Source organism: Rhizobium binxianense (assembly GCF_028994275.1).
GTDB classification, from domain to species: domain Bacteria; phylum Pseudomonadota; class Alphaproteobacteria; order Rhizobiales; family Rhizobiaceae; genus Rhizobium; species Rhizobium binxianense.
Genome location: NZ_CP118713.1, coordinates 844,651 through 870,590 on the forward strand (window position 1 = coordinate 844,651; position 25,940 = coordinate 870,590).

The following is a 25,940-nucleotide window of genomic DNA, read 5'->3' on the forward strand; positions in this document are numbered from 1 at the left end:
CCTTGGCCTTCAGAAAATTGGAGAGGAATATGAATTGGAAAGCAGTAGCTGCCGCCGCAGCGATGGCCGGAATAGCCTTCGGTTCGGTGACCGCCGCCGATGGCACGCATGATTCGCGCATTGCCCTGATGAAGCAGATCGGCGGTTCGGCCGGTGCGTTGGCAGCCATAGCCAAGGGCACCAAGCCCTATGACGCCGAGGCGGTGAAGGCGGCGCTGACGACGATCGCCGCAACGGCCAAGGTCTTCCCCGACCAGTTCAAGCCGGGCACGGAAACGGGCGACGAAGAGGCGAGCCCGAAAATCTGGGAAAACATGGATGATTTCAAGGCGCGCGCCGCCAAGCTCTCCACCGACGCCGAAACCGCGCTGGCGCAGCTTCCGGCCGATGCCGCCGCCGTCGGCGCCACGGTCAACACGCTCGGCGCCAATTGCGGCGGCTGTCACAAGGCCTATCGCCTCAAGGATTGATAGGCCGTTTGATCTGGAACTTGATACGCGATCCGCGCCGGCCTTGCCGCCGGCGCGGATCATCTTATTCTCCGCCCGTGCGGCTGGTCGCAGAATCGCCCCGCGCAGGAAATCTCGGCAAAAGGGGAGGCGGAGCATGGTCCGCAGGTTCATCCGGTTACTGCTCTGTCTGATCGGCGTCGCCGTGCTTGGCGGGGGCGCCTTGTATCTCGTCACCGCACCCGATCCGCTGCCGGAGAGCCACTGGGCGGGTCTCGGCGCGCCGGATCCGGCCAATGGCCAGATGGTTTTCTGGGCGGGCGGCTGTGTCAGCTGTCATGCAGCACCGGGTTCCGAAGGCGATGCAAAGCTGACGCTTGCAGGCGGCCTGGCGCTGAAGAGCCCTTTCGGGACCTTCCACGTCCCGAACATCTCACCGGATGAAAAGGCAGGCATCGGCGCCTGGACGCTGGCCGAGTTCGGCAATGCGATGAAGCGCGGCGTCGGCCCGGGCGGCCAGCACCTCTACCCGTCCTTTCCGTACGGCTCCTATTCCCGCATGAGCGACAAGGACGTCAACGATCTCTTCGCCTTCCTGAAAACCTTGCCGAAGAGTGCAAACGTCGCGGCCCCGCATGAGCTGCCGTTCCCCTTCAACATCCGGCTGGCGCTCGGCGGCTGGAAATTCCTCTATTTCAACGATCAGCCCCGCGTCGCGCTTGTAAAGAGCGACGACAAGATCAAGCGCGGACAATATCTCGTCGAAGGCCCCGGTCACTGCGGCGAATGCCATACGCCGCGCGATGCGCTGGGCGGCTTCCAGGCGGGTCAGTGGCTCGCCGGCGCCCCCAATCCGGAAGGCAAGGGCCGCATACCGGATATCACCCCGGCCTCGAAGAGCATCGGCGGCTGGAGCGAGGCCGATATCGCCAGCTACCTCGAAACCGGCTTCACCCCCGATTTCGATTCCGTCGGCGGCTCGATGGTCGATGTACAGCAGAACATCGCCCATCTGCCGGCCTCCGATCGCGAAGCGATCGCCGCCTATCTGAAGGCCGTGCCGGGACGTTAAAGCATGTCGCGCAAAACTGAGAGCGAGAGCGCAACGAGCGAATCGGAAAGATCGCGACGTGCCATGCTTCAGTCTCGTCAATCGAGGCTATCCATGAACACCAAACCGACTCTTGAACAACTCGATCTTGTCATCTGCCGGATGCGGGCACGTCTTTCTGGGCGCAACCTGCTGCTTGCGCGCTGGTTCGACGAGACGATGACGGCGATGGAGGCGCGCTTCGCCGAGAGGCTGGAAGACGCCAGCGATCTGGCGCCGGCGCGCGCAGCCGCCCTTGCCTTCGTCAAGGCCGCGCTCCACCAATGGGCGACGCGGCCGGCGCTTGAAAGGCAGGCGGACAAACACCCGCCGGCTTAAGCGATCGACTGCATATAGCGCATGCCGGTCACCGGACGCGGGGTGAAATCCAGCTGTTCGTAGAAGCGGTGCGCCAGCACGTTTCCGGTGGCGGCGCTGACGGAGAGGTAGCCGCAGCCGGCATTGCGGGCGGTCTCGCGCGCCCGGTCGACGAGCAACTGGCCGGTGCCGTGGCCGCGATGGCCGTCGCGCACGAAAAGATGGTGCAGATCCATGCCGCGCTTGCCTTCCTGCGCCCTGTAGAGCGGCACGAGAATGGCGTAGCCGATCAGCCCTTCGCTGGTCTCGGCGACGAGTGCGGTGATCCAGGGCAGCGGGCCGAAGAGGTCACGCTCGAGCTGCTCCGGCGTCGTGCCCGAGGGATCGCCATGATGGGCGGCGAGCAGGGCGATCATGGCGTTGAGTTCGGGCAGGTCGCGCGGCTTGGCGGCGCGGATCGTCACCACTGACGGGCGCATCAGTGAAATTTCGCTGTCTTCGATTTCGGTCATGGTCTTCGCGTCCTTTGATATTCTGCCGTCAGGACGCTGCCGATACAACAAAGCCGCCTGACGGCGGCTTGTTGACAATATGATCTGTCCGGCCGCCCTTTACAGGTACAGCCAAAAATACGAGCGGCTCTGGTGCGCGTTTTTGATCATCGATCATCAATCGTCGGAAATGCCGTGTTTGTCAATGGCCGATCGCCGCGCATCGGCTGTGATCCGGTTTGTCTCTTGATAGTATACCCCCCTATGCTATGTAGTAGGTCATGTCCCATACCACCCTGCAGAAAAAGAAGCTCATCGCCCGCGTCAGCCGTTTGAAGGGGCAGATGGAGGCCGTCGAGCGGGCACTCGAGGCCGAGCGCCCCTGCGGCGAAATCCTGCAGCTGCTCGCCTCCGTTCGCGGCGCCCTCACCGGGCTGACCGGCGAGGTGCTGGACGATCATCTGCGCGAACATGTGCTGAATGCCGATGACGACGCCGCCAGGGCCGAGGCGGTCGAGGAAATATCGGAAGTGCTGAGAACTTATATTCGCTGAGTGCCGTGACGAAGGAGCCTGTAATGCATGCCGGAATCGACAAGGCTGGAATGGATGCCCTGGAACATGATCATGTTTTCCTCGGCGCCGATCATGCGGTCAACGAGCGGCGCATCTGGCTGGTGATCGCGCTGACGGCGGTGATGATGGTGGCGGAAATCGCCGCCGGCACGGCCTACGGCTCGATGGCGCTGGTCGCCGATGGCTGGCACATGTCGACCCATGCCAGCGCGCTGCTGATTTCGGCGCTCGCCTATCTCTTCGCCCGCAAGCAGGCGCACAACCCGCGTTTCACCTTTGGCACCGGCAAGCTCGGCGATCTCGCCGGCTTCGCCAGCGCCATCGTCCTTGCCCTGATCGCCCTGCTGATGGCCTGGGAAAGCTGGCTGCGCCTTTCAAACCCGGTGCCGATTGGTTTTGCCCAGGCGATCGCGGTGGCGGTGATCGGCCTTGCCGTCAATCTGGTCAGCGCCTGGCTGTTGGCCGGCGGCGGTCATGTCGCGCATGGTAATCATGCGCACGCACACGGTCATCATGCCGCGCACGGTCACCACGGCCACCATCATGGCGATCATGCCCATCACGATCACCATGCAAAGCCCGGCGACAACAATATCCGCGCCGCCTATCTGCATGTCATCGCCGATGCCATGACCTCCGTGCTCGCCATCGCGGCGCTGACGCTCGGCAGCCTCTACGGCTGGCTCTGGCTCGATCCAATCATGGGCATCGTCGGCGGCCTGGTCATTGCCAACTGGTCCTGGAGCCTGATGAAATCTTCGGGCGGCGTTCTTCTCGATGTCGTCCCGCACGGTGAGACGCTGCCGGCCGAGATCCGCCATGCGATCGAGACTGAGGAAGACCGGATCACCGATCTGCATGTCTGGCAGGTCGGCCCCGGCCACCACGCCGCCATCGTTGCCGTCGTCACCGCGACGCCGCGCGAGCCGGCCTTCTACAAGGGCAGGCTTTCGGCGCTGACGGAATTGTCGCATGTGACGGTTGAGGTCACGCGCGCCGCGTAGTCGGCCCCGGGGGCGAAAACGCGCTGCAGCGGACGACATCGGAGCACGACGGCGACAAAGTCGCACGACGGCGATAAACTCGCCGTGGGAACGAGATGCCGCCGCAATCTCGCCTTAGCTCTGTTCTCCGACTCGCCGGAGGATTACATGAATCTCAACCTTACCCGCCGCTTGCTGCTCGGCTCGGCGCTTTGCCTGCCTGTTTTGGGCCTGCCCGCCAACGCCGAGGATGGGGCCGAAGAGGGGGCCAAGGAGAGTGCAGAGGAGGGCGACGACAACATCCAGCGTCGCCTTGCCGCGCTGGAAAAGCGTACCGGCGGCCGCCTCGGCGTCTCGGTGCTCGACACTGAGACGAGCATCTCCTTCGGCTATCGCGGCAGCGAGGCCTTTCCGATGTGCAGCACCTTCAAGGCGCTGGCCGCCGGCTTCGTGCTTGCCCGCGCCGACAAGGGCGAGGAGAAGCTCGACCGGCGGGTGACCTATGGCAAGGACAAGCTCGTCGACTATTCGCCGCTCAGCGAAAAACACGCCGGCGCCGACGGCATGACGATCGCCGAACTCTGCGAGGCGGCGGTGACGGTCAGCGACAATACCGCCGGCAATCTGCTGCTCGAAAGCTTCGGCGGGCCGGCGGGATTGACCGACTGGCTGCGCTCGATCGGCGACGGCACGACGCGTCTCGACCGCACCGAACCGACGCTGAACGAGGGCAAAAAGGGCGATCCGCGCGACACCACGACGCCGGATGCGATGCTCGACACGCTCGGCAACCTGACGCTCGGCTCGGTGCTTGCCGAAGCCTCCTGCGACAGACTGATCGCCTGGCTGGTGGCAAGCACGACCGGCGGCGAGCGGCTGCGGGCCGGCCTGCCGGCGGAGTGGAAGGTCGGCGACAAGACCGGCACCGGCCCGAACGGCTCCCTCGCCGATATCGCCGTCATCTGGCCGCCCAACCGCGGCCCGATCGTCGCCGCCGTCTATATCGCCGAGGCGACCGCGCCGGTAAAGGATCTCAACCCGGTCTTCGCCGAGGTTGGGCGTATGATCGTCGAGATGGTGTGAAGCATTAAACATGCGGCGGAGGGTGTACTCTCCGCCAAGTCAGCCGTGACCCATTGATCAGGCACGTTGTGTGCCGTGCCAACTTCGTCAACGAGTCAGTGACTATTTTGATATTTTTCGAACAAAAGGGACAACACAAAGCCTATTGCAAACAACATCAAAAAGGAGCGCAGCGAATATTCAAATTCAGAGGTTTTGAAGATGATTTCCCACAGTCGCTGTCCTCCAATGATTGTCAAACTTATCAAAAACGACCGTAAAGCAACTAAAAGGAATGTATTCATCGCTTAATACTCCTGATTGAAGGCCGGTCAAACGCCTTTGGCATTCAACCGGCACTAGCGATTTAGCTAGGCGAGCCTGCGGCATAACTGCCAAAACCGCAGGGGTGAGGTTATTGGAATCACGATCTGGTTTAAGATTGTGATGGTGACGCATGCGGGTCTCGTTTATCGATCGCCCGCCGCGAAATGCGCCATCTGGCCGTCATATGCTCTTTGGAAAGCCGGACGCGCGCAGGCGCGATCGATGTAGGAGCGCAATGCCGGAAACTCACCGGCGGCTCTGACCTTCGGCACGCGAAGCGCATCCGTCATCAGGATATCGGCGACAGTGAATTGTCCGGCGGCAAGCCATTCGCGCTGCGCCAGCACGGCGTCCAGGTGTTGCAAGCGCTGGAGCAGCCAGCCTTCGAGCGGGTTGTTGGCGTCCTTGGACAGGCCGATGAACCACCAGGGGACCGAAACCATCTCGATCGAATTGAGCGCGGCAATCGTCCATTCCAGCGTTGCCGCCTCGCCCTTGGGGTCGCGCGGCATCAACTTTTCGCTTTTCCGTGCCAGATAGAGAAGGCAGGCGCCGCTTTCGAAAATGGTAATGTCTCCATCCTCGATGAAAGGCACTTGCCCAAAAGGCTGGCGCGCGAAATGCTCCGGTCCGCGGTCATGGAAGGAGACCGACTTGACGTCGTATGTGAGGCCGGCATCTTCACAGGCCCAGCGCAATCTGATGTCTCGCACATGACCGCGGGGGCCGGGTGGCACCCAATCATATGTCCAGATCGTCAACGGCTCGGTCATGTTGTTTCTCCACTTGCACGGTTCACGGCTTACATCTCTCGATTGTCCCGTTCAATCGACCGGAATGTGGTTCCAAGTGCAGCTCACCATCACGGCAGCGTATAGGCGATCACGTAATCGCCGGGCGTGGTGCCGACCGAGCCGTGGCCGCCGGCGACCATGACGACATATTGTTTGTTGTCATCGGCCGTATAGGTCATCGGCGTCGCCTGGCCGCCGGCGGGAAGCCGCGCCTGCCAGAGCTCGCGTCCGTTCGTCACATCGTAAGCGCGCAGATAGTTGTCGACCGCAGCGCCGAGGAAGGCGACGCCGCCCTTGGTCAGCATCGGTCCGCCGATGCCGGGCACGCCCACCTTGAAGGGCAAGGGCAATGGCGTCATGTCGTGCACGGTGCCGTTCTTGTGCATATAGGCGATCTTGCCGGTGCGCAGATCGACGCCGGCGACATAGCCCCACGGCGGAGCCTGGCAGGGGATTTTCAAGAGCCCGAGGAAGGGGCCCATGAAGACGCCGTAGGGCGCGCCGTCATTGCGGTTGAGCCCCTGTTCGCTGCCCTTCTCGTCCTGGCCCCTCGGGGGAATGTCGGCGGCCGGCACCAGACGCGAGGTGAAGGCGAGATAGGTCGGCATGCCGAACATGATCTGCCGTTCCGGATCCACCGCCACCGAGCCCCAGTTGAAGGTACCGAAATTGCCGGGATAGACGATCGTTCCCTTGAGCGAAGGCGGCGTATAGCGGCCCTCGTAATAGTAACGATGGAAGTCGATGCGGCAGGCGAGCTGGTCGAACAGCGACACGCCCCACATGTCCTTTTCCTTCAGCGGCTCGGGCGAGAAGGTGAGGTCGGAAATCGGCTGCGTCGGCGAAGTATGATCGCCGGTAACAGCGCCGTCAGGCGCCGGGATTTCCTTGACCGGGATGATCGGCTCGCCGCTGCGCCGGTCGAGCACATAGAGATCGCCCTGCTTGGTCGGGCCGACGAGGGCGGGAACCACGGTGCCGTCCTGCTTCGTCAGGTCGATCAGCACAGGCTGGGCCGGCACGTCCATGTCCCAGAGATCGTGATGCACGGTCTGGCGCACCCAGCGCAGCTGGCCGGTGGCGATATCGAGCGCGACGATTGAGGAGGAGAATTTCTCGACATTGTCGCTGCGGCCGATGCCGAGCTGGTCGGGCACCTGGTTGCCGAGCGGGATGTAGACCATCCCGAGCGCTTCGTCGACGCTGAAGACCGACCAGCTGTTCGGCGAGTTGGTCGTGTAGGTCTGACCCTCGGTAATCGGCGTCGTTACGTCGGGATTGCCGGAATCCCAGTTCCAGAGCAGCGCGCCGGTCTTGATGTCGAAGGCGCGGATGACGCCGGATTGTTCCTCAGTCGAATAATTGTCGTTCACCGCCCCGCCGACGATGATCTTGCCCGCCACCGCAACCGGCGGCGAGGTGGAGTAGTAATAGCCGGCCGGATTGTAACGCATGCCGGTTTCCAGATGCAGCACGCCCTGGTCGGCAAAAGCGGTGCAGATCTTTCCATCCGCCGCATCGAGCGCGATCAGCCGCGCGTCCGATGTCGGCAGGTAGACGCGCTCGGCGCATGGCTGGCCGGCGGCGACATCGGGATCGGCATAATAGGTGACGCCGCGACAGGTCTGGTGCTGCCGGTCGGGGTTCATGCCGGAGTTGGCGTCGTATTTCCATTTCTCCTTGCCTGTTTTCGCGTCGAGCGCGATCGCCCAGTTGTGCGGGGTACAGAGATAGAGCGTGTCCTTCACCTTGAGCGGCGTCACCTGATAGGTCGTCTCGCTAATATCCTCCGGCCGCTTGACGTCGCCGGTCTGGTATCGCCACACCTCCTTGAGGGTGGAGACGTTTTCGGCGGTGATCTGGTCGAGCGGCGAATAACGCTGGCCGAAAGGCGTGCGGCCATATTGATGCCATTCGCCATCCGGCACGCTGCCGCCGAAGGCGGGGCTGGCGGCGACCTTATCGGTCGGCAGCTCGCCGGCGAGATCGTGCGGGTCCCTCGTCATCGAATAGAGGGCGACGAGGATGGCGAGGATGACGGGCACGGCGAGCGGCCAGGGATTGGCGCCGTAGGTAAAGCCGGTCGGGCTGCGCAGGCCGAGTGGCCGGCGAATCCAGGGCGTCAGCAGCCAGAGCCCGAGCAGGATGATCATGCCGCCGCGCGGCCCCAGCTGCCACCAGTCGAAGCCGACCTCCCACACCGCCCAGGCGAGTGCCGCGACGACGAGCACCGCATAGACCCAGAGCGCCACCGCCTTGCGCATCAACAGCAGTCCGGCGGTGATCAGGAACATCAGCCCGGCGAACAGATAGAAGATGCTGCCGCCGAGCGTGACGAGCCACAGCCCGCCGCCGCCGAGCGCCAGCCCGACGATGATGAAGAAGATGGAGGTGATGACGATCGCCATAAGGCTGTCTCCCGCTGAGGTTCGCCGGGTGAGGGATCGGCGGAAAAGTCCCGCCGATCAGCCAGATAGCGCGAAGAAGATGCCTTTCAACGGCCACAATTGCCGCAGGCTGTTGTCACGGTACGGTTGTATTGGACTCGCTTACGTCCCGCAGAAGGTGGCAAGCACCCGTTCCTCCGGCTTCGGCGGTTGCAGATAGGCGGCAAAGCCCGGCTGATCCTCATAGGGTTTGGAAAGCACGGTCAGCAGCGCCTCGAACAGCGAGAAATCGCCGTTCTCGACGGCGGCCTCGATTGCCTGTTCGACCCGGTGGTTGCGCGGAATGAAAGCCGGATTGACGGCGCGCATGGCAATGGCGCGCTCGGCAGCCGTCTTCGGATCGCGGGACAGCCGCTCGCGCCACTGCGCAAGCCAGGCGCCGCAGGCCTCCGGTTCGCGGAAGCTCGCCGCAAAGGCCGGCTCTACCCCGTCATCGCCGGCAAGATCCGACAGCCGCCGGAAGGTCAGGGTGAAATCGGCGGCCTGCGCCTGCATCAGCGACAGCAGCGCCTGCACCAGCTCGAGATCGGCATCCTCTTGCCCGGCAAGGCCGATCTTCTCCCGCATGCCGGCCAGCCAATGCGCCTGGAACCGTTCGCCATAACTCTTGATCACCGCATTCGCCCTGTCGACGGCCCTGTCGGGCTCCGCATCGATCAGCGACAGCAGTGTCTCGCCGAGCCTTGCAAGGTTCCATTGGCCGATGCCGGGCTGGTTGGCATAGGCATAACGGCCGTGCTGATCGATCGACGAAAAGACGGTCGCCGGGTCATAGGCATCCATGAAGGCGCAGGGGCCGAAATCGATCGTCTCGCCGGAGACGGTCATATTGTCGGTGTTCATCACCCCATGGATGAAACCGACATGCAGCCAGCGCGCAATCAGCGCTGCCTGGCGCTCGGACACCGCCTCGAACAGCGCGAGATAGGGATTTTCGGCCTCTTTCAAGGCGGGATAATGCCGGTCGATCACATAGTCGGCCAGCGCCCGCACGCCGTCGGTGTCGCCTCTGGCGGCGAAATACTGGAAGGTGCCGACCCTGATGTGGCTGGCCGCGACGCGGGTGAAGACCGCGCCCGGCAACACCTCTTCGCGATAGACCGGCTCGCCCGTCGTCACCGCCGCCAGCGCCCGCGTGGCGGGAATGCCGAGCGCAAACATCGCCTCGCTGATGATATATTCCCTGAGCACCGGCCCGATCGCCGCCCGGCCATCGCCGCGGCGCGAAAAAGGCGTCGGGCCTGCACCCTTCAGCTGGATGTCGAAACGCTTGCCGCCGCGGTCAATCACCTCGCCGAGCAGGATCGCCCGCCCGTCGCCGAGCTGCGGCGAGAAGCCGCCGAACTGATGCCCGGCATAGGCCATCGCCAGCGGTTCTGCCCCTTCGGGAAGGAGGTTGCCGGAAAAGATCGCCGCGCCGTCGCGGCGCAGGGCCTCAACGTCGAGCCCGAGCTCGGCGGCGAGCGGCTCGTTCAGCTTGATCAGCCAGGGCTCGGCCACCGGCGTCGGTACTTGGGCCGCAAAGAAGTGCTGGGGCAAGCCGACATAGCTGTTGTCGAACGGAAAGGCCGCACCGGGCCGGTTTGTCTGCAGGGCGGAGGTCATCCCTCATAGGTAGGGCCGGGGTGCTTAAGGCGCAAGCCGGTTTGGATGAAGACCTTCAAGAAGAACGGGCCGATGCAAGGAATCGTGATCTGCCTTTACCTCTCGTCAAAGCTGCCTTGCCATAAAGGACATAGCGCCGCCATGATCTGAGGCGTATAGCAGATCGTCTCCCCTTGGCCTTGCGCCATGTCATCTCCGCGGCCTTGCTGCCTCGTGTGCTCCGCCGCGCCACCGCGAGTGATTCCGGACGATGTCGGATCAGATTTACCAGGCGCCGATGGTTCGGCGCGCCGCGCCCAATTTCCGGGTGATCGCGATGATTGTCGCGAGTGCGATGCTGATGGAAAATATCGATGCGACCGTGCTGGCGACCGCGCTGCCCACCATGGCGCGCGATTTCGCCGTCAGCGCCCCGGCCATGTCGATCGCCCTGACCTCCTATCTCCTGAGCCTGGCGATCTTCATTCCGGCCAGCGGCCGGATGGCCGACAGTTTCGGCTCGCGCACCGTCTTCCGCGCGGCAATCGCCGTCTTCGTCGCCGGCTCCATCCTCTGTGCGCTCGCGCCGACGCTGTCCTTCCTGGTGCTGGCGCGGCTCTTGCAGGGCATGGGCGGCGCGATGATGATGCCGGTCGGCCGCCTGGTGCTGATGCGCAGCGTCGATCGCAAGGATATGGTCAGCGCCATGTCCTGGCTGCTGGTGCCGGCGCTGATCGGCCCGATCATCGGCCCGCCGCTCGGCGGCTTCTTCGTCACCTATCTCGACTGGCGCTGGATCTTCTATATCAACGTGCCGGTCGGCATTACCGGCATGATCTTCGTCTCGATCTACATCGACGAGGTGAAGGGCAAGGCGAGCGGCCCCTTCGATACGATCGGCTTCATCCTCTCCGGCATCTCGCTCGGCTCGCTGCTCTTCGGCTTCGAAATGTCGAGCCATGAAGGCGAGGGCGCCTTCTCGATCTTCCTGATCGCGCTCGGCCTGCTCTTCGGCATCGCCTATCTCAGGCATGCCCGCAAACACCCGTCGCCGATCATGGATTTCTCGCTGATGAAGGTGCCGAGCTTCGGCACGTCGGTCATCGCCGGCTCGCTGACGCGTATCACCCAAGGGGCGCAGCCCTTCCTGCTGCCGCTGCTCTTCCAGATCGGCTTCGGCCTGTCTGCCGCTGCAGCCGGCCAGATCGTCATCGCCACCGCGCTTGGCGCGCTGGCCATGAAGCCGATGGCGAAGTTCGTCTTCCGCCGGCTCGGTTTCCGCCGCAGCCTCGTCCTCAACGGCATCTGCGGCACGGTCGGCTACGGCCTCTGCGCCGCCTTTCGGCCGGACTGGCCGATGCCGCTGATCTTCATCGTCCTGGTGCTCAGCGCCTTCTTCCTGTCGTTCCAGTTCACCGCCTATAACACCATTGCCTATGACGAGATCGACAAGGAGCGGATGAGCTCCGCCACGAGCTTCTACACCACCTTCCAGCAGTTGATGCTGTCGCTCGGCATCTGCATCGGCGCCTTGGCGCTGCACGGCTCCATGGCCTTGTCAGGCGCCGAAACGCCTGCCCTCGGCGATTTCTCCGCCGCCTTCATCGTCGTCACCCTCATATCGATTACCGCGACCTTCTGGAACCTGCGCTTCTCGCCGACCGCCGGCGAGGAGATCAGCGGCTATAGGGCGAAGCGAACGAAGGCGACTGGAGGTTGACGATGAAATTCATAAAAACAAGGATTTGACGCGCGTCGCTTGAATCGAATTCTGCGCGCCGTCTCAGTCCCCGTCTTCCATATCGGCCGCCATCTCCGCGAGCTTGCGCACGGTATTGAGATTGCGCGAGGTGCCGGATTTCAGCGCCGGCAGCTTCAGCTTCGAGCGGCCGGACCCATTGGGATAATGCACATAGATTTCGCGGGTCGCGAGTTTCGCCTCCTCGCCATCGGGCGCCACCATCTTCTCCAGCGCATCACTGGGCGCCTTTTCGGGCAGGAAATAGACGAGCAGGAAGCTCGGCTTGGCGTCGGGAAAGGGGGCGTTGGCGACGATATCGCCAAGCTCTTTACGGCTGCGTACCATCACGCCTGGAGGCTTGCCCATCTTGCGGCCGAGCGCTTCGTCGAGTTTTTTCTCCGCTGCCGTTTCTTTCTCATCGGAGCGGAAAACCACGTTGCCGCTCTGGATGTAGGTCTTGACGTCGGTAAAGCCGAGGCCTTCGCAAATGGCCTTGAGTTCGGCCATCGGCAGGGCGCTGGTGCCGCCGACGTTCACGGCGCGGAGGAGGGCGATATAGACGGGCATTTCTCTCCCCTGGACCTCGTACCGTGCCAGCCCCTCTGCCCCTTACATCTTCCCCGCCACCTTGATCGCAAACGCATACTCGAAGGCGATCTCTTCCAGCCGCTGGAAGCGCCCGGACGCTCCGCCATGGCCGGCATCCATATTGGTCTTGAGCAGGATCGGTGCCTCGCCCGTTGTCTTATCGCGCAGTTTCGCTACCCATTTGGCCGGTTCCCAATAGGTGACGCGCGGGTCCGTCAACCCGCCGAGTGCGAGGATCGGCGGGTAGGCTTTTGCGCCGACATTGTCATAGGGCGAATAGGAGGCGATCTGCTCGTATTCTTGCCTGCTGTCGATCGGGTTGCCCCATTCCGGCCATTCCGGCGGCGTCAGCGGCAGCGTATCGTCGAGCATGGTGTTCAGCACGTCAACGAAGGGAACGGCGGCGATGAGGCCGGCGAATTTTTCCGGCGCCATGTTGGCAACCGCACCCATCAGCATGCCGCCTGCCGATCCGCCCTCGGCGATGATCTTCGCGTAAGAGGTGAACTTCTGTTGATTCAGATAATCGGCAGCGGCGACGAAGTCTTTGAAGGTATTCGTCTTCTTGTCCATCTTGCCGTCTTCGTACCAGGCAAAACCCTTGTCCTTGCCGCCGCGGATATGGGCGATGGCATAGACGAAGCCGCGGTCGGCGAGCGATAGGCAGTTGGTGTTGAATCCGGCCGGAATGGTGATGCCGTAGGCGCCGTAGCCGTAAAGCAGGCAGGGCGCGCTGCCGTCGAGGGGCGTATCCCGGCGATAGAGCAGGGTAACCGGCACCTTCTCGCCATCCCAGGCCGGGGCAAAGACGCGGCGGGTGACGTAGTCGTCGGGATTGTGGCCTGATGGCACTTCCTGCGTCTTCAGTAGCGTGCGCTCGCGCGTCACCATGTTGTAGTCGTAGAGCTGCGACGGCGTCGTCATCGAGGAATAGGAAAAGCGGATGATATCCGTGTCGTATTCCGCAGCACCCGAGAGGCCCAGCGAATAGGCTTCCTCGGCAAAGGCGATCGCATGTTCCTCGCCGGTCGCCCGGTCGCGGATCATGATCTGCGGCAGCCCGTCCTTGCGCTCCAGCCACAGAAGGTGGCGGGCATAGGCCATGTGGCTGATGATGAGCGTGCCGGGCTTGTGGGCGACCACTTCGCGCCAGTTTTCCTTGACCGGATTGTCGACCGGCGCTTCCATGATCTTGAAATCCTTGGCGCCGCCGTCATTGGTGAGGATGTAGAAGACGTCGCCGCCCTCGGTCAGCGAATATTCGATGCCTTCCTCGCGCGCCGCCACCAGCTTCGGCTCGGCTGTGAGGTCCTTGGTCGACAGCAGCCGGTATTCGCTGGTCTCGTGGTCGTGAATGTCGATATAGATGAAATCGTCGATCAGCGAGCCGCCGACGCCCATGAAGAAGCCGGCATCGGCCTCCTCATAGACCAGCCGGTCTTCCGACTGCGGCTGGCCGAGAATGTGGTGGAACACCTTCGACGGCCGGTGGTTCTCGTCGAGCGCCGAATAGAAGAAGCTCTTGCCGTCGGGCGCCCAGACGCCGCCGCCGCCGGTATTCTCGATCCGATCATCGAGGTCCTCGCCGGTTGCGAGATCGCGCACCTGCAGCGTGAAGAATTCCGAACCCTTGTCGTCATAGCCCCAGATGCCGCGGCTGTGGTCGCTCGTATGGTCGAGGCCGGCGAGGCGGAAATAGGCCTTGCCGGCGGCTTCCTTGTCGCCGTCGAGCAGCACCGTGCGGATCGTTTCGTCGGCGACATTGCCGTCGCGGGCGATACGGAAATAACGCGGCTGTTCGCCGCCTGTCACATAGAAGGTGCCGTAGGCATAGGCGCCGTCCTTCATCGGCACAGAGCTGTCGTCTTCCTTGATGCGGCCGCGCATTTCGGAAAACAGCACCTTCTGCAGCGGCTTGGTGTCTTCCATCGCCGCGTTCATATAGGCGTTTTCGGCTTCGAGATGCCGGCGGATCTCGGGGTCGAGGATCGACGGATCCTTGAACATCGCCTGCCAGTTGTCGGCGCGCAGCCAGGCATAATCGTCCGTGCGGGTGATGCCGTGACGCGTGTCGGAGATCGGCTTCTTCGGTGCGGCAGGCGGTGTCGGCAGGCTTTTGAAAACGGACAAGGAATGGCTCCGGTGGGAATGTCGGGTTGGCAAGAGATAGAGGCGCGCCGCCGCCGGATCAAGCGGCAAGGCTGCGGCAAGGGTGCAGGTGACCTTCCACAGACAAGGAGGGTGCTCTGCCCGTCTTGCCTTGATGTCACCACAATATTTAAGAAAGTCCGCTCTCGTCGCGCGAAATTTGCACGTGCCAAGCCCCCGGCAAGCTGCCCGGGGCAGGGTGAAGAATGGACAACAGTAAGGGATTTTCTCCGCAATGCCGAAACGTCTGATCCTGTTTGTATCCCTCGCAAGCCTTGCTGCCCCCGCCTTTGCCGTCGATCCCGCCATCAAGAAGCAGCTGGAAAAACTCGATCCCTCGACCCGGCTGGAACAGAGCTGCGACACCGAGGCGATGAGCCGCATCAACAAGGACAGCACCGGCTTCAAGCCGGACAAGGTGATCGCCTATACCTTCAAGGATCCGGTCGCCGGCGACAATTCGCTGCAGGCGCCTGGCGCGGTCTTCCGCAGCAAGGGCGACTGGTACCATCTCTCCTACAATTGCATCACCGGTCCGCAGCATATCAACGTGCGCGAGCTCAACTACGAGATCGGCGAAAAAGTGCCGCGGGAGAAGTGGGACAAGTATTATCTCTACGATTGATGCAGCGGCTTTTGTCCTAGAGCGGTTCAGCTTTTGATGAAAGAGCAGAACCGCTCTAACTTTTTGTTTTTACGCAATTCCCGGCAAAAGCGCTTCGCGCTTTGCCTGGGAAAACCGCTTCGCACTTTTCCTGGAATTGCTCTAGCGCCTGCGGTGACATCCGGCCACATGGCGGCGGACGAGAGCAACCGCTAAAATCGACGAACCCTAGTCGTAGAAGCCCTGATATGAATCGCATCCTTTTCGCTTCGGCCTTGCTCCTGGCCGCGATATCAGCTGCAGCGGCGGACGAGTTGCCGTCGGCGCCGTCGATCTCGGCTGCACCCGCCATCGGCGCTCCGGGCCCGAAGGTGCCGGCGCCAAAACTCGTCGAGCCGCATCTGCATATCGCCCGGTCCAATATTGCCGGTCATGCCCGCATTGCGCTCACCTTCGATGCCTGTATGGGCCAGGCGGATGAGCGCATCCTGTCGACGCTGGTGCGCGAACGCATCCCGGCAACGATCTTCGTCACCGCCCGCTGGCTGAGACGCAATCCCGCCGCGGTCGCCGTGTTCCTGCAGAACCCCGATCTCTTCGAGCTCGAAAACCATGGGGAGAACCATATTCCGGCCGTCGACACGCCGACGCTGATCTATGGCATCGCCTCCGCCGGCTCGCCGCAGGCGGTACGGCAGGAAGTCGAAGGCGGCGCTGCCGCCATGGTCGCAGCCGGCATCCCGGCGCCGCACTGGTTCCGCGGCTCGACCGCCAAATACGACCTTTCCGCCATCGGTCAGATCCGCGCCATGGGTTATCGCATCGCCGGTTATTCGGTGAATGGCGACGGCGGCTCGCTGCTCGGAGCCGTCATCACCGAAAAACGCATCGCCTCGGCGAGGGATGGCGATGTCATCATCTCCCACATCAACCAGCCGACGCATGCGGCAGGCGAGGGGGTGGCCAAGGCGTTGATCGACCTCAAGGCGAAGGGGACGGAGTTCGTTCGGCTGGAGGACGTCGAGGACACCGGCGACGACAAGACGACGGAGTGAGAAGGTATGCAGAGGGGGGGCCCCACGCCACGACGGTCAATGTGAGACCCTACTTACCTCAGCTCGCTCCCCATCCGCACCACACCCTCTCCAAACCGCCGCAAGCCCGGTCCGTCCCTGTCGAGCGCGAAATCCTCGAACCAGTCGCGATGCATGCCGGCGAGCATGGCGCCGATCATCTGCGCAGCGAGATAGGAAAAGGTGATGCCGTTGCCGCCGTAGCCATAGGCGGCGAACACATGCGGCGTCTCCGGCACCGGGCCGATCAGCGGCAGACCGTCGACCGTCTCGCCGAAAGTGCCGCACCAGGCGTGTTCCACCCGCGTATCGGCTTTCGGCCACAGCCGCTTCATCTTCTCCTGGATCGCCATGGTCTTTGCCGGCAGCTTGCGGTCGCGCGCTGCAGGATCGATCGTCTCGTCGTCCTCGCCGCCGGCGACGATGCGATTGTCCGCGGTCGTGCGCATATAGAGATAGGGATGGCTGTCCTCCCAGATCAGCGCCCTGTCGCGCCAGAAATGTGCCGGGTCCTGCGGCACGGTGGCGAGCGCCCAGCTGGAACTCGAGCGATGCAGCTTCGGCATCTCGAAGCCCGGCATCGAATAGCCGGTCGCCAGCACGACATACCGCGCCTCGATGAGGTGGCCTTCATCCGTCTCCATCGTGACGTGATCGCCTTCGCTGTGAAGCGCCGTCACCGAAGCGTTGACCAGCCGCGCACCGCGCCGCAGCGCCATCTCGATCAACGCCCAGGTCAGAAGCAGCGGATCGCACTCCGCCGAACCCGGCGAATAGATCGCACCATCCCGGTCGAGCTCGAATTGGGTGAAGAGATCGGGATGTTCGAGATAGACGCCGGGCAGGCCCGCCCGGCGGCGAAGCTGGCGCTCCTGCAGCAGGTTGCGGGCGCCTTCCTGATTGGCGGCGAGATAGAGCGTGTTGCGCGGCCGGAAGCCGCAGGCGATCGCGTTGGCGGCGATCAGCTTGGAAAGGCCGGCGACCGCGGCACCGCTGCGGCGGTAAATGCCGGCGGCGCGCTCGAAGCCGTAATAATCCTCAAGCTCGGTCAGCGTGCTGTCGGTTTCCCATTGGAGCATCGCCGTGCTCGCCGCGGTGCTGCCGAAACCGGGCTTCTCCCGGTCGATGACCACAACGGAAAAACCGCGCGCCGTCAGATGCTCGCCAACCAATGCGCCGGTGATGCCGCCGCCGATCACCGCGATGTCGGTAGAAAAACTCTGCTCGATCGGCCGCCATTGCGGGCGTAAGCCGCTTTTCCCCCAGAGAGAACGGCCGCTGACCATCTGGTCGTGGTCGGATTCGGCAAGATCGAGATCAGCTGCCACGAACGTCTCCCCGGTTGATCATTTCGGCAACTGCGGCTGCGGCTTTTCCTCGATCAGCAATTCGTCGATAACAGTCATGACGATCAGCGACAGCGGCAGCGCCAGCATCGCCCCGACGGCACCCCACATCCATGTCCAGAACAGGATGGCGAGGAAGACGACGAAGGGATTGATTTCGAGCCGCCGTCCCATCACCGCCGGGAAGATCAGGTTCTCCATAAGCAAATGCACGGTGAAGAAGGCCGCGGCCGGCATCAGGCCGATGAGCAGGCCATCATGGCTAAGGATGCCGGCAATGGCGACGGCAAGCGTCATCAGGGTGATACCGAGATAAGGGACGAAGCTCGACAGGAAGGCGAAGAAACCCCAGAGCATTGGGGCCGACAGCCCGCCGACATAGGCGATGACTGTCATGACGACGCCGAGCCCGACATAGATCAGCGAGGCGGTGGCGAAATAGAATCCGAGCACCTGCTCGACGGCGTTGATGACACGGATCGCCGCCAGCCGCTGCGTGCGGGTGCGGAAAGTCATGATAATCGTCTTGCGCAGGTTGACCCGGCCGGCGAGGAAGAACAGCAGCGCCGCAAAGAAGATCATCCCCTGCACCAGCGCCGGCGTCAGGCTGGTCGTCACCACATGCAGCACGCTGCCGGTGTTTTCGAGCAGCGCGCCGATCGACATCGATCCGCTTTCGAATGTCGCCGGCGTGATATGCAGCCATCTGATGCGCTCCAGATAAGGCATCAGGCGGTTTATGGTTCGTTCGGCGAAGGCCGGACCCTCATTGGCAAACGTCATCAGCGGATCGGCGAGCGAATTGATGAGCAGGAAGATCACGAGCGCGACGCTGCTTGACAGCAAGAAGGCATTGGCAAGCCGGGGGACGCCCATCTTGCTGAGCTTTTCCGCCGCCATGCCGAGGATCATGCCGACGACGACGGCGAGCGTGATGGGGATGAGAATGAGCGACATCAGGTAGACGGCCGCAAGGAAGAGAATGCCGAAGATGCCGATGATCGCCCAGGCCATGGTGACATCAAGCCCGTCCTTTTCCAGCCGGTGCAGCGGTGGCGGCGGCAACTCTTCGGCCGCCTCCTTCAGGGACTGTGCCCAGGCGCTGGTGTGGCGTTCGCCGATCGCGATCTTCTTTGCATGTTTGCGGATGCCATTGGCGATGCCCATGCGGCGAGGTCCCCGAAGCCCCATTGCTTCGTGACGGAAACGCGCCGATACGGTTCCGGTTCCCCGAGGGAAGTGACGATCCGGAAAGGCGCGTCCGGCATGGTTTTACGCCGCTGGTTTTGCCCGCATGGCGTGAGCCCTTTCAACCGCCCGGGCTGATCCGCCGTGACCTGGAAATTACGCCGAAAGCGTCAGGCCGATATTCCAGGGATCCCTCAGGAAGGTGCCGCCGTCGCGCTTCTCGCTCTTGATCTCCAACGCGTCGAGCTTGGAGACCGCCGCATCCAGCGTCGCCTTGTCGTTGAAACGGATCTTGTAGTCCGAAAGTCCGGTCATGTTGCCGGCGCGTGCCGTTGCACCGCGGCTATTCCAGATATTGGCGGCGAGATGGTGGTGATAGCCGCCGGTCGCAAAGAAACTCGCGCCGGGACGGCTCGCCATCATCTTCAGGCCGAGGACGTCGCGATAGAAGGCGTCCGCTTGTGGAATATCGCCGACCTGCAGATGCAGGTGGCCGATCGCCGTCCCCTGAGCCATGCCGTCCCAGCGCTCGTCGGATGCGCTGTCATAGAGCGCCTGCAGGTCGAGGCGTAGCGTCGCCATATCCACCATGCCGTCCGGGTCGAATTTCCATTGTTCGTGCGGCCGGTCGGCATAGATTTCGATGCCGTTGCCTTCAGGGTCGGACAGATAAATCGCCTCGCTGACGAGATGGTCCGAGGCGCCGTCGAGCACGACATTGTTGTGTGCCGCATGGCGTAGCCAGCGCGCCAGCTCGGCTCTGTCGGGCATCAGGAAGGCGGTGTGGAAAAGGCCGGCTGCATTGCGCGGCGCGATGGCGGCGTCTTTGGCCGTCGTCAGCGTCAGCAGCGGCAGAGCGCCGACACCCAGCACTTGCCCGCTCGCCGTCTTCTCGATCACCTTCAGGCCGAGCATCGATTGATAGAAGCCGGAAACAAGGCCGAGGTCGGTCACCAGCAGATGCGACTGGTCGATATAGGCGGGCCGCGTCAGCGCATAGGAAGTTTCGGTCGTCATGGATTGTTCTCCTGCCCTTGATCCGGCCTGTAGAATGGAAGACGTACCGGCGGTGGCGGCAAATGTGCCGCCCGCAGCAAGCCCGAGAAACTTTCGCCGGTTCATTCGCCTTTGTCTCCTCGGTTGCCGTACTTGCATCCTATATGGCGCATTCCAATTGTTCACAGAAGACGCGTTTTTGAGGATGAAGCGTTGAATAGACGTTGACGATGACTTGCGCCCACTTGATCGCGATCAAGGCGCCCATATCTACTTTAGGGGGCGCTTATAAAGCTCCGCCATGGAGGGAAGCCATGTATAGGAAGATTATCGTCGCCATCGCGCTCGGCGGCATCGAAAAGGGACAAACGATCCTCCGCAAGGCCGCGTCCTTGCTCGACGCCGGCGGGGAGATCATCGCGCTCAACGTCGTCGAGGATGTGCCGACCTATGTCGCGATCGAACTGCCGGCCAATATGGTCGAGGACGCCATGCAGGACAGCCGCGACCAGCTGCAGGCGCTGCTCGCCGCAACCGGTATTGCGGCAACCGTCGAGATCCGCAACGGCCCGCCCGCCAAGGCGATCATCTCGGCGGCCGAAAGCCACGGCGCCGATCTGATCATCGTCGCCTCGCACGTTCCGGACTTTTCCAACTACTTCATCGGCGCCACCGCCGACCGGGTCGTGCGTCATGCCAAATGCTCGGTGCTGGTCGACCGGCAGAAGATTTGATTTGCGCCAGCTGCCCACCGTCAAGGGCCGGCAGGTCTTGCAGCCTGTCACGAAGATTTACCGCCGGTGCGCCTTGCCGCAGTTGCGCGCCCATCCGTTCGATGAGACGATTGCAATCGGGGTCTGAAACGGATTGGCGCGCATGGCCGAGGTTAACGGCATTCGCTGGGCTTACGACAGATATGAACTGATCGCCGACGGCATCGTCCACGGCGTCGGTCTCGTGCTGGCGCTGATCGGCGCCACCGCGCTGATCTTCTATGCCACGGTCTGGAGCTCCTACGGCGCGCTCGCCGCCGCCTGGATCTATGGCGTCGGGCTGGTGCTGACGCTTGCCATTTCCTTTTCCTACAACGCCTGGCCGGTTTCGCGCACCAAATGGTACCTGCGCCGCTTCGATCATTCGGCGATCTTCCTGCTGATCGCCGCCACCTACACGCCCTTCCTCGAGCGCGGCGCCGACGATCCGCTGCTCTTGTTCATGCTGGTGGCGATCTGGCTGTTCGCCGCCGCCGGCATCGTGCTGAAATGCGTCTTTCCCGGCCGTTACGATCGTCTTGCCATCCTGCTTTATCTCGCCATGGGCTGGAGCGGCGTGGTGGTGGCCGGGCCCGTCGCCGCGCGCATTCCCTCCGCCTCGATGCTGCTGATCGTCATCGGCGGCGTCATCTATTCGCTCGGCGTCATCTTCCATGTCTGGGAAAAGCTGCGCTTCCAGAACGCCATCTGGCACGGTTTCGTCGTCACCGCCGCCGCCGTGCATTATTCGGCTGTCTTCACCTGCTTCAGCCTGTCGCCGCCGGGCTTGTGAATGACGGTCGTTTACATCTGTCGGGGTCGGGCGTATGCCGCTTTCACAGACAATATGAACTCGAGCATCATGACAGACGCTGTCCTCCTCCGCGACGCCACCGAAGCCGATCTTGCCGCCATCCGCGATATCTACAATCACGCCGTCGAGCACACGACGGCGATCTGGAACGATACGCTGGTCGATCTCGAAAATCGGCGGGAATGGTTCAGGGCGCGCAAGGCGCGGGGCTTTCCGGTGATCGTCGCCGAAATCTCGGGCAAGGTCGCAGGCTACGCCTCCTATGGCGACTGGCGGGCTTTCGACGGCTATCGCCACACGGTCGAGCATTCCGTCTATGTCGATAGGGATTGCCGTGGTGCCGGCATCGGCGAGCGGCTGATGCGAGAGCTGATCGCCCATGCCGCGGCCGCCGATATCCATGTGATGATCGCCGGCATCGAGGCCGAGAATACCGCCTCGATCCGGCTGCACGAAAAGCTCGGTTTCCGCATCGCCGGCCGATTTTCCGAGGTCGGCACCAAGTTCGGCCGCTGGCTTGATCTCACCTGCATGGAGCTTCGCCTGCCTCCGGAGTGATCCGGCAACCCACTTGTGAACGGCGCTCGCCATCTTTTTATTGTAGTCTGAGCTGTGTAAGAAAGTGGAGGCAGCCTGCTTCGCGAGAGGCGGCTCCCCAATATCATGCCCGAAAGTGTCATGCCCGGAAGCGCGTTATGGAGGTGAACAGTTCAATGGCAATGCACGGATTGTCGCTCGGTCTCCTTGCCCTCGTCCTTCTGGCATTCCCATCGGTTGCCGCCCGGGCCGCCGATTGCGGTAGCCTGGCCTCGCCGAAGCTCGACTGGCAGGAATGCACCAAGAAGAACCTGATGCTGCAGGGCAGTGATCTCGAAGGCGCCAATCTCTTCGGCACCGATTTCTCGCTGACCGATCTCGCCGGCGCCAACTTCAAATCCGCCAACCTGGAGAAAGCGACGCTGGTGCGCGCCTCGCTGGAAGGCGCACACGCCGAAGGCGCCAACTTCGCCAAGATCGAGGCCTATCGCTCCAGCTTCGCCAATATCGCCGCCGAGGGCGCGTCCTTTGCCGGCGCCGAGCTGCAGCGCGCCAATTTCGCCGGCGCCCGGCTTGCCGGCGCGAGCTTCGAAAAAGCTGAACTCGGCCGCGCCGATTTCGACAAGGCAGTGCTGACGGGGGTGAAATTCTCTTTCGCCAATCTCTCCCGCGCTGATCTCTCCAAGGCCACCTTCGAAGGCCCGGCGACCTTCGAGCGCGCCTTCATGTTCCTGACCCGCATCGAAGGCCTCGACCTCTCGGGCGCCGCCGGGCTTGAACAGGCGCAGATCGACCTTGCCTGCGGCGATGCCTCGACCAAGCTGCCGGCAGGCCTTTCGGCACCCTCGACTTGGCCATGCCCTGCCGATCACGATTGATTGGGGCTTTCGCGCGATACCGAGCGGTTGGTAAGGCCCTATGGGCAACAATGGCTGGCGGGTACGCAACCATCTGCTGGGACTGTCGGATTCGATTTAGTGCAATCGCAACTCGCCCGTGACGCGACGCCATTCGTTCGGTCCGATCAGCCGCTGGTGGCTATAGCGAACGGAATGCAGCGGCCCGTCAAGCTTGGACTGCCAGAAATCCAGGAATCTGTGCATTTCCGGAAAGTCGGGGGCGAGATCGTAATCCTGCCAGACATAGGTCTGCAGAAGCGACTCAAAATCCGGCATGCGGTAGAGGATGTGCGCGGTGGTAAGGCCGTAACCGTTGAGCTGGCGCTCTATGTCCGATGAAAATTCCATGCTTCATCTCCGTTTCGCGACAACGAGAAGGTGGCGCATATCTTTGCCTCCATCAACTGGTTTCTCAACGCGGAAACAGTGTTTGTTGTTCCTTCTCAGTATGTTAGCAGCCACTCCCGGCGAGTGCTAATTTTTTTCGCCACCCCCTTGAAATGGAAAAACCGCAAAACCAGATCATTTCGCGCAAAACGCTCGACAGAGGTTTGCACCCGCCCGGACCGGTCATCCGGTCCGGCCAGGGAACAACGTCATTATTGTTTGTCCATTGGAGGAAAACATGTCGTTCCGACCGCTTCATGATCGCATTCTCGTCCGCCGGGTCGATTCCGAGGAAAAGACCAAGGGCGGCATCATCATCCCTGATACCGCCAAGGAAAAGCCGCAGGAAGGCGAGGTTATCGCCGTCGGCCCCGGCGCGCGCAACGATGCAGGCCAGATCCAGCCGCTCGACGTCAAGCCCGGCGATCGCATCTTGTTCGGCAAATGGTCCGGCACCGAGATCAAGATCAACGGTGAAGACCTGCTGATCATGAAGGAAAGCGATGTCATGGGCATCATCGAGGCCCAAGCCGCCGAAAAGATCGCCGCCTGAGGCGTTCTCAGCGCATAGTCAAGAAAAGCTGCCTATCGAAGGAGTGAAAGAATGGCTGCGAAAGAAGTCAAATTCCATACCGATGCCCGTGAACGCATGCTGCGTGGGGTCGATGTGCTGGCCAATGCCGTGAAGGTGACGCTCGGCCCGAAAGGGCGCAACGTCGTCATCGACAAGTCCTTCGGCGCGCCGCGCATCACCAAGGACGGCGTTTCGGTCGCCAAGGAAATCGAACTCGAAGACAAGTTCGAAAACATGGGCGCCCAGATGCTGCGCGAAGTCGCCTCGAAGACCAACGATCTCGCCGGTGACGGCACCACGACTGCAACGGTGCTGGCCCAGGCGATCGTCAAGGAAGGCGCCAAGGCGGTCGCTTCCGGTATGAACCCGATGGACCTCAAGCGTGGCATCGACATCGCCGTCGACGCCGTTGTCAAGGAACTGAAAACCAACGCCCGCAAGATCTCCAACAATTCCGAAATCGCCCAGGTCGGCACGATCTCCGCCAACGGTGATTCCGAGATCGGTCGTTACCTTGCCGAAGCGATGGAAAAGGTCGGCAATGAGGGTGTCATCACGGTCGAGGAAGCCAAGACGGCCGAAACCGAACTCGAAGTCGTCGAAGGCATGCAGTTCGATCGCGGCTATTTGAGCCCGTATTTTGTTACCAACCAGGACAAGATGCGGGTCGAACTCGAGGACCCCTATATTCTCATCCACGAGAAGAAGCTGTCGAACCTGCAGTCGATGCTGCCAGTTCTCGAAGCCGTCGTTCAGTCCGGCAAGCCGCTCCTCATTATCGCTGAAGACGTCGAAGGCGAAGCGCTTGCGACGCTCGTCGTCAACAAGCTGCGCGGCGGCCTGAAGATCGCCGCCGTCAAGGCGCCTGGCTTCGGCGACCGCCGCAAGGCCATGCTCGAAGACATCGCCATCCTGACCGGCGGCACCGTCATCTCCGAAGACCTCGGCATCAAGCTCGAGAACGTGACGCTCAATATGCTCGGCCGTGCCAAGAAGGTGTCGATCGAGAAGGAAAACACCACCATCATCGACGGTGCTGGCTCGAAGACGGAGCTTGACGGTCGCACGGCTCAGATCCGCGCCCAGATCGAAGAAACCACCTCCGACTACGACCGCGAGAAGCTGCAGGAACGCCTTGCCAAGCTCGCCGGCGGCGTTGCCGTCATCCGCGTCGGCGGCTCGACGGAAGTCGAGGTGAAGGAGAAAAAGGATCGCGTCGACGACGCGCTTCATGCAACCCGTGCCGCCGTCGAAGAGGGCATCTTGCCCGGCGGTGGCGTTGCCCTTCTGCGCGCCGTCAAGGCGCTCGATAATCTCAGCGTGGCCAACCAGGACCAGCGCGTCGGCATCGAGATTGTGCGCCGCGCAATCGAAGCCCCGGTACGGCAGATCGCCGAAAACGCCGGCGCAGAAGGCTCGATCGTGGTCGGCAAGCTGCGGGAGAAGAGCGAATTCTCCTATGGCTGGAATGCCCAGACCGGCGAATATGGCGATCTCTATGCGCAGGGCGTTATCGATCCGGCGAAAGTGGTGCGCACCGCGCTTCAGGATGCCGCCTCCGTTGCCGGTCTTCTGGTGACGACGGAAGCGATGATCGCCGAGAAGCCCAAGAAGGAGGCCGCTCCGGCCATGCCCGCCGGCCCCGGCATGGACTTCTAAGCGATCGCTCGGCCCGCCCTGCTCTTAAGGGCGGGCCTCCCCACGCACTATCGAATGAACCAAGTTCCATCGGTAAACATCAGTGGAGCCAAGCTATGAGAAAGGAAAGCACCAGCAATTCCATACAGCAGGAAGCCACGGCGGCAATCAGCGCTGCGCATCTGCTTTATCCGGCCAAACATTTCGGTCACCCGCGTGACGTGCTCACCGCCGCCGACATCGGCAATGACGAGAAGCGCGCTATTCTCGCGTCATGGGCATCCGATATTTTCGCGATCGATTCCGCACCTGCCCTTCGCCTTTATCCCGGGGCGGAAAGAGCCGTCTCCTATGACGAGATTCTTGAAGCGCTGAAAACGTTGGACAAGGGCGACCAGCAATCTGGCAACCAAGGTTCGTCCGCTTCCTCGGCTGCCCACAGGATCCGTCGTCGAAAGCTGCCGCCACGCCGCTCCTTTGGCATGTGCAGCTACCGGAAAGGAGGCCGCAGCCGACAGCCGTTCGAGATCTAGTT

General features: G+C 62.4%; 26 protein-coding genes. 16 read left to right on the forward strand and 10 right to left on the reverse strand.

The window, feature by feature from the left end; translation table 11 throughout:
• Positions 1-29 precede the first annotated feature (29 nt).
• The 3 genes from PO860_RS04180 (at position 30) to PO860_RS04190 (ending at position 1,878) form a co-directional block, all read left to right on the forward strand.
• On the forward strand, positions 30-470 hold the full coding sequence (locus PO860_RS04180; protein WP_183606166.1) for a c-type cytochrome: 441 nt from the start codon (positions 30-32) through the stop codon (positions 468-470).
• Positions 471-606: 136 nt separating this feature from the next.
• On the forward strand, positions 607-1,521 hold the full coding sequence (locus PO860_RS04185) for a cytochrome c (RefSeq protein ID WP_273884156.1): 915 nt from the start codon (positions 607-609) through the stop codon (positions 1,519-1,521).
• Between the two features lie 93 nt (positions 1,522-1,614).
• A complete protein-coding gene (locus tag PO860_RS04190) occupies positions 1,615-1,878 on the forward strand; it encodes a hypothetical protein (RefSeq protein WP_273884154.1) in 264 nt (87 codons plus the stop codon).
• On the opposite strand, the gene PO860_RS04195 is transcribed toward PO860_RS04190, so the two are convergent.
• Complete coding sequence (locus tag PO860_RS04195) at positions 1,875-2,369, reverse strand: GNAT family N-acetyltransferase (protein WP_183606169.1); 495 nt, start codon at positions 2,367-2,369, stop codon at positions 1,875-1,877. The two genes, PO860_RS04190 and PO860_RS04195, sit on opposite strands and share 4 nt — an antisense overlap.
• Before the next feature lie 260 nt (positions 2,370-2,629).
• On the opposite strand from PO860_RS04195, the gene dmeR reads away from it, so the two are divergent.
• The 3 genes from dmeR (at position 2,630) to bla (ending at position 4,989) form a co-directional block, all read left to right on the forward strand.
• Positions 2,630-2,902 carry a Ni(II)/Co(II)-sensing transcriptional repressor DmeR gene (dmeR, locus tag PO860_RS04200; RefSeq protein ID WP_049734460.1) on the forward strand — a complete coding sequence of 91 codons (273 nt, stop codon included), beginning with the start codon at positions 2,630-2,632 and terminating at the stop codon, positions 2,900-2,902.
• 23 nt (positions 2,903-2,925) lie between these two features.
• Positions 2,926-3,927 (forward strand): CDF family Co(II)/Ni(II) efflux transporter DmeF, encoded by a 1,002-nt coding sequence (dmeF, locus tag PO860_RS04205; protein ID WP_183606170.1) that lies wholly within the window; start codon positions 2,926-2,928, stop codon positions 3,925-3,927.
• A 147-nt stretch (positions 3,928-4,074) separates the two neighbouring features.
• Positions 4,075-4,989, forward strand: coding sequence for a class A beta-lactamase (bla, locus tag PO860_RS04210; RefSeq protein WP_275038190.1), 915 nt, complete (start codon positions 4,075-4,077; stop codon positions 4,987-4,989).
• 449 nt (positions 4,990-5,438) lie between these two features.
• On the opposite strand, the gene PO860_RS04215 is transcribed toward bla, so the two are convergent.
• The 3 genes from PO860_RS04215 to PO860_RS04225 form a co-directional block, all read right to left on the reverse strand.
• The gene (locus PO860_RS04215) at positions 5,439-6,068 is read right to left on the reverse strand and encodes a glutathione S-transferase family protein (RefSeq protein ID WP_275038191.1); all 630 of its coding nucleotides are present in this window, start codon (positions 6,066-6,068) and stop codon (positions 5,439-5,441) included.
• An 89-nt stretch (positions 6,069-6,157) separates the two neighbouring features.
• Positions 6,158-8,497 carry a glucose/quinate/shikimate family membrane-bound PQQ-dependent dehydrogenase gene (locus PO860_RS04220; protein WP_273884152.1) on the reverse strand — a complete coding sequence of 780 codons (2,340 nt, stop codon included), beginning with the start codon at positions 8,495-8,497 and terminating at the stop codon, positions 6,158-6,160.
• A 141-nt stretch (positions 8,498-8,638) separates the two neighbouring features.
• On the reverse strand, positions 8,639-10,141 hold the full coding sequence (locus PO860_RS04225) for a protein adenylyltransferase SelO (RefSeq protein WP_275038192.1): 1,503 nt from the start codon (positions 10,139-10,141) through the stop codon (positions 8,639-8,641).
• Positions 10,142-10,391: 250 nt separating this feature from the next.
• On the opposite strand from PO860_RS04225, the gene PO860_RS04230 reads away from it, so the two are divergent.
• A complete protein-coding gene (locus PO860_RS04230; protein ID WP_183606175.1) occupies positions 10,392-11,840 on the forward strand; it encodes an MFS transporter in 1,449 nt (482 codons plus the stop codon).
• A gap of 63 nt (positions 11,841-11,903) precedes the next feature.
• Here the strand turns inward: PO860_RS04230 and PO860_RS04235 are convergent, their stop codons facing one another.
• Positions 11,904-12,428 (reverse strand): DUF1697 domain-containing protein, encoded by a 525-nt coding sequence (locus PO860_RS04235; RefSeq protein ID WP_183606176.1) that lies wholly within the window; start codon positions 12,426-12,428, stop codon positions 11,904-11,906.
• 42 nt (positions 12,429-12,470) lie between these two features.
• Complete coding sequence (locus PO860_RS04240; protein ID WP_275038194.1) at positions 12,471-14,579, reverse strand: S9 family peptidase; 2,109 nt, start codon at positions 14,577-14,579, stop codon at positions 12,471-12,473.
• A gap of 253 nt (positions 14,580-14,832) precedes the next feature.
• Between PO860_RS04240 and PO860_RS04245 the strand changes: the two genes are divergently transcribed.
• Positions 14,833-15,222 carry a DUF930 domain-containing protein gene (locus PO860_RS04245; protein WP_272783267.1) on the forward strand — a complete coding sequence of 130 codons (390 nt, stop codon included), beginning with the start codon at positions 14,833-14,835 and terminating at the stop codon, positions 15,220-15,222.
• A 227-nt stretch (positions 15,223-15,449) separates the two neighbouring features.
• Entirely contained in the window at positions 15,450-16,256 is an 807-nt protein-coding gene (locus PO860_RS04250; RefSeq protein ID WP_273880533.1) for a polysaccharide deacetylase family protein, read from the forward strand.
• A 53-nt stretch (positions 16,257-16,309) separates the two neighbouring features.
• Here the strand turns inward: PO860_RS04250 and PO860_RS04255 are convergent, their stop codons facing one another.
• From PO860_RS04255 to PO860_RS04265, 3 genes are all read right to left on the reverse strand, one after another.
• Positions 16,310-17,602, reverse strand: coding sequence for an NAD(P)/FAD-dependent oxidoreductase (locus tag PO860_RS04255; RefSeq protein WP_273880534.1), 1,293 nt, complete (start codon positions 17,600-17,602; stop codon positions 16,310-16,312).
• Between the two features lie 18 nt (positions 17,603-17,620).
• Complete coding sequence (locus tag PO860_RS04260) at positions 17,621-18,787, reverse strand: AI-2E family transporter (RefSeq protein ID WP_183606181.1); 1,167 nt, start codon at positions 18,785-18,787, stop codon at positions 17,621-17,623.
• Positions 18,788-18,964: 177 nt separating this feature from the next.
• The gene (locus PO860_RS04265; protein ID WP_273884146.1) at positions 18,965-19,825 is read right to left on the reverse strand and encodes a VOC family protein; all 861 of its coding nucleotides are present in this window, start codon (positions 19,823-19,825) and stop codon (positions 18,965-18,967) included.
• Positions 19,826-20,118: 293 nt separating this feature from the next.
• On the opposite strand from PO860_RS04265, the gene PO860_RS04270 reads away from it, so the two are divergent.
• From PO860_RS04270 to PO860_RS04285, 4 genes are all read left to right on the forward strand, one after another.
• A complete protein-coding gene (locus PO860_RS04270; RefSeq protein WP_183606183.1) occupies positions 20,119-20,538 on the forward strand; it encodes a universal stress protein in 420 nt (139 codons plus the stop codon).
• 142 nt (positions 20,539-20,680) lie between these two features.
• Positions 20,681-21,349: a PAQR family membrane homeostasis protein TrhA gene (gene trhA, locus PO860_RS04275; protein ID WP_272783270.1), complete on the forward strand. Its 669-nt coding sequence runs from the start codon at positions 20,681-20,683 to the stop codon at positions 21,347-21,349.
• Between the two features lie 69 nt (positions 21,350-21,418).
• Positions 21,419-21,928 (forward strand): GNAT family N-acetyltransferase, encoded by a 510-nt coding sequence (locus tag PO860_RS04280; protein WP_273880535.1) that lies wholly within the window; start codon positions 21,419-21,421, stop codon positions 21,926-21,928.
• A gap of 155 nt (positions 21,929-22,083) precedes the next feature.
• On the forward strand, positions 22,084-22,785 hold the full coding sequence (locus tag PO860_RS04285) for a pentapeptide repeat-containing protein (RefSeq protein ID WP_273884144.1): 702 nt from the start codon (positions 22,084-22,086) through the stop codon (positions 22,783-22,785).
• A 96-nt stretch (positions 22,786-22,881) separates the two neighbouring features.
• On the opposite strand, the gene PO860_RS04290 is transcribed toward PO860_RS04285, so the two are convergent.
• Positions 22,882-23,154 carry an usg protein gene (locus tag PO860_RS04290; protein WP_126911161.1) on the reverse strand — a complete coding sequence of 91 codons (273 nt, stop codon included), beginning with the start codon at positions 23,152-23,154 and terminating at the stop codon, positions 22,882-22,884.
• A gap of 277 nt (positions 23,155-23,431) precedes the next feature.
• Between PO860_RS04290 and groES the strand changes: the two genes are divergently transcribed.
• From groES to PO860_RS04305, 3 genes are all read left to right on the forward strand, one after another.
• Positions 23,432-23,746, forward strand: a complete 315-nt coding sequence (gene groES, locus PO860_RS04295) for a co-chaperone GroES (RefSeq protein ID WP_025393808.1) — start codon at positions 23,432-23,434, stop codon at positions 23,744-23,746.
• A gap of 51 nt (positions 23,747-23,797) precedes the next feature.
• Positions 23,798-25,426, forward strand: coding sequence for a chaperonin GroEL (gene groL, locus PO860_RS04300; protein WP_126911160.1), 1,629 nt, complete (start codon positions 23,798-23,800; stop codon positions 25,424-25,426).
• A gap of 95 nt (positions 25,427-25,521) precedes the next feature.
• Complete coding sequence (locus PO860_RS04305) at positions 25,522-25,938, forward strand: hypothetical protein (RefSeq protein WP_273880537.1); 417 nt, start codon at positions 25,522-25,524, stop codon at positions 25,936-25,938.
• Positions 25,939-25,940 lie beyond the last annotated feature (2 nt).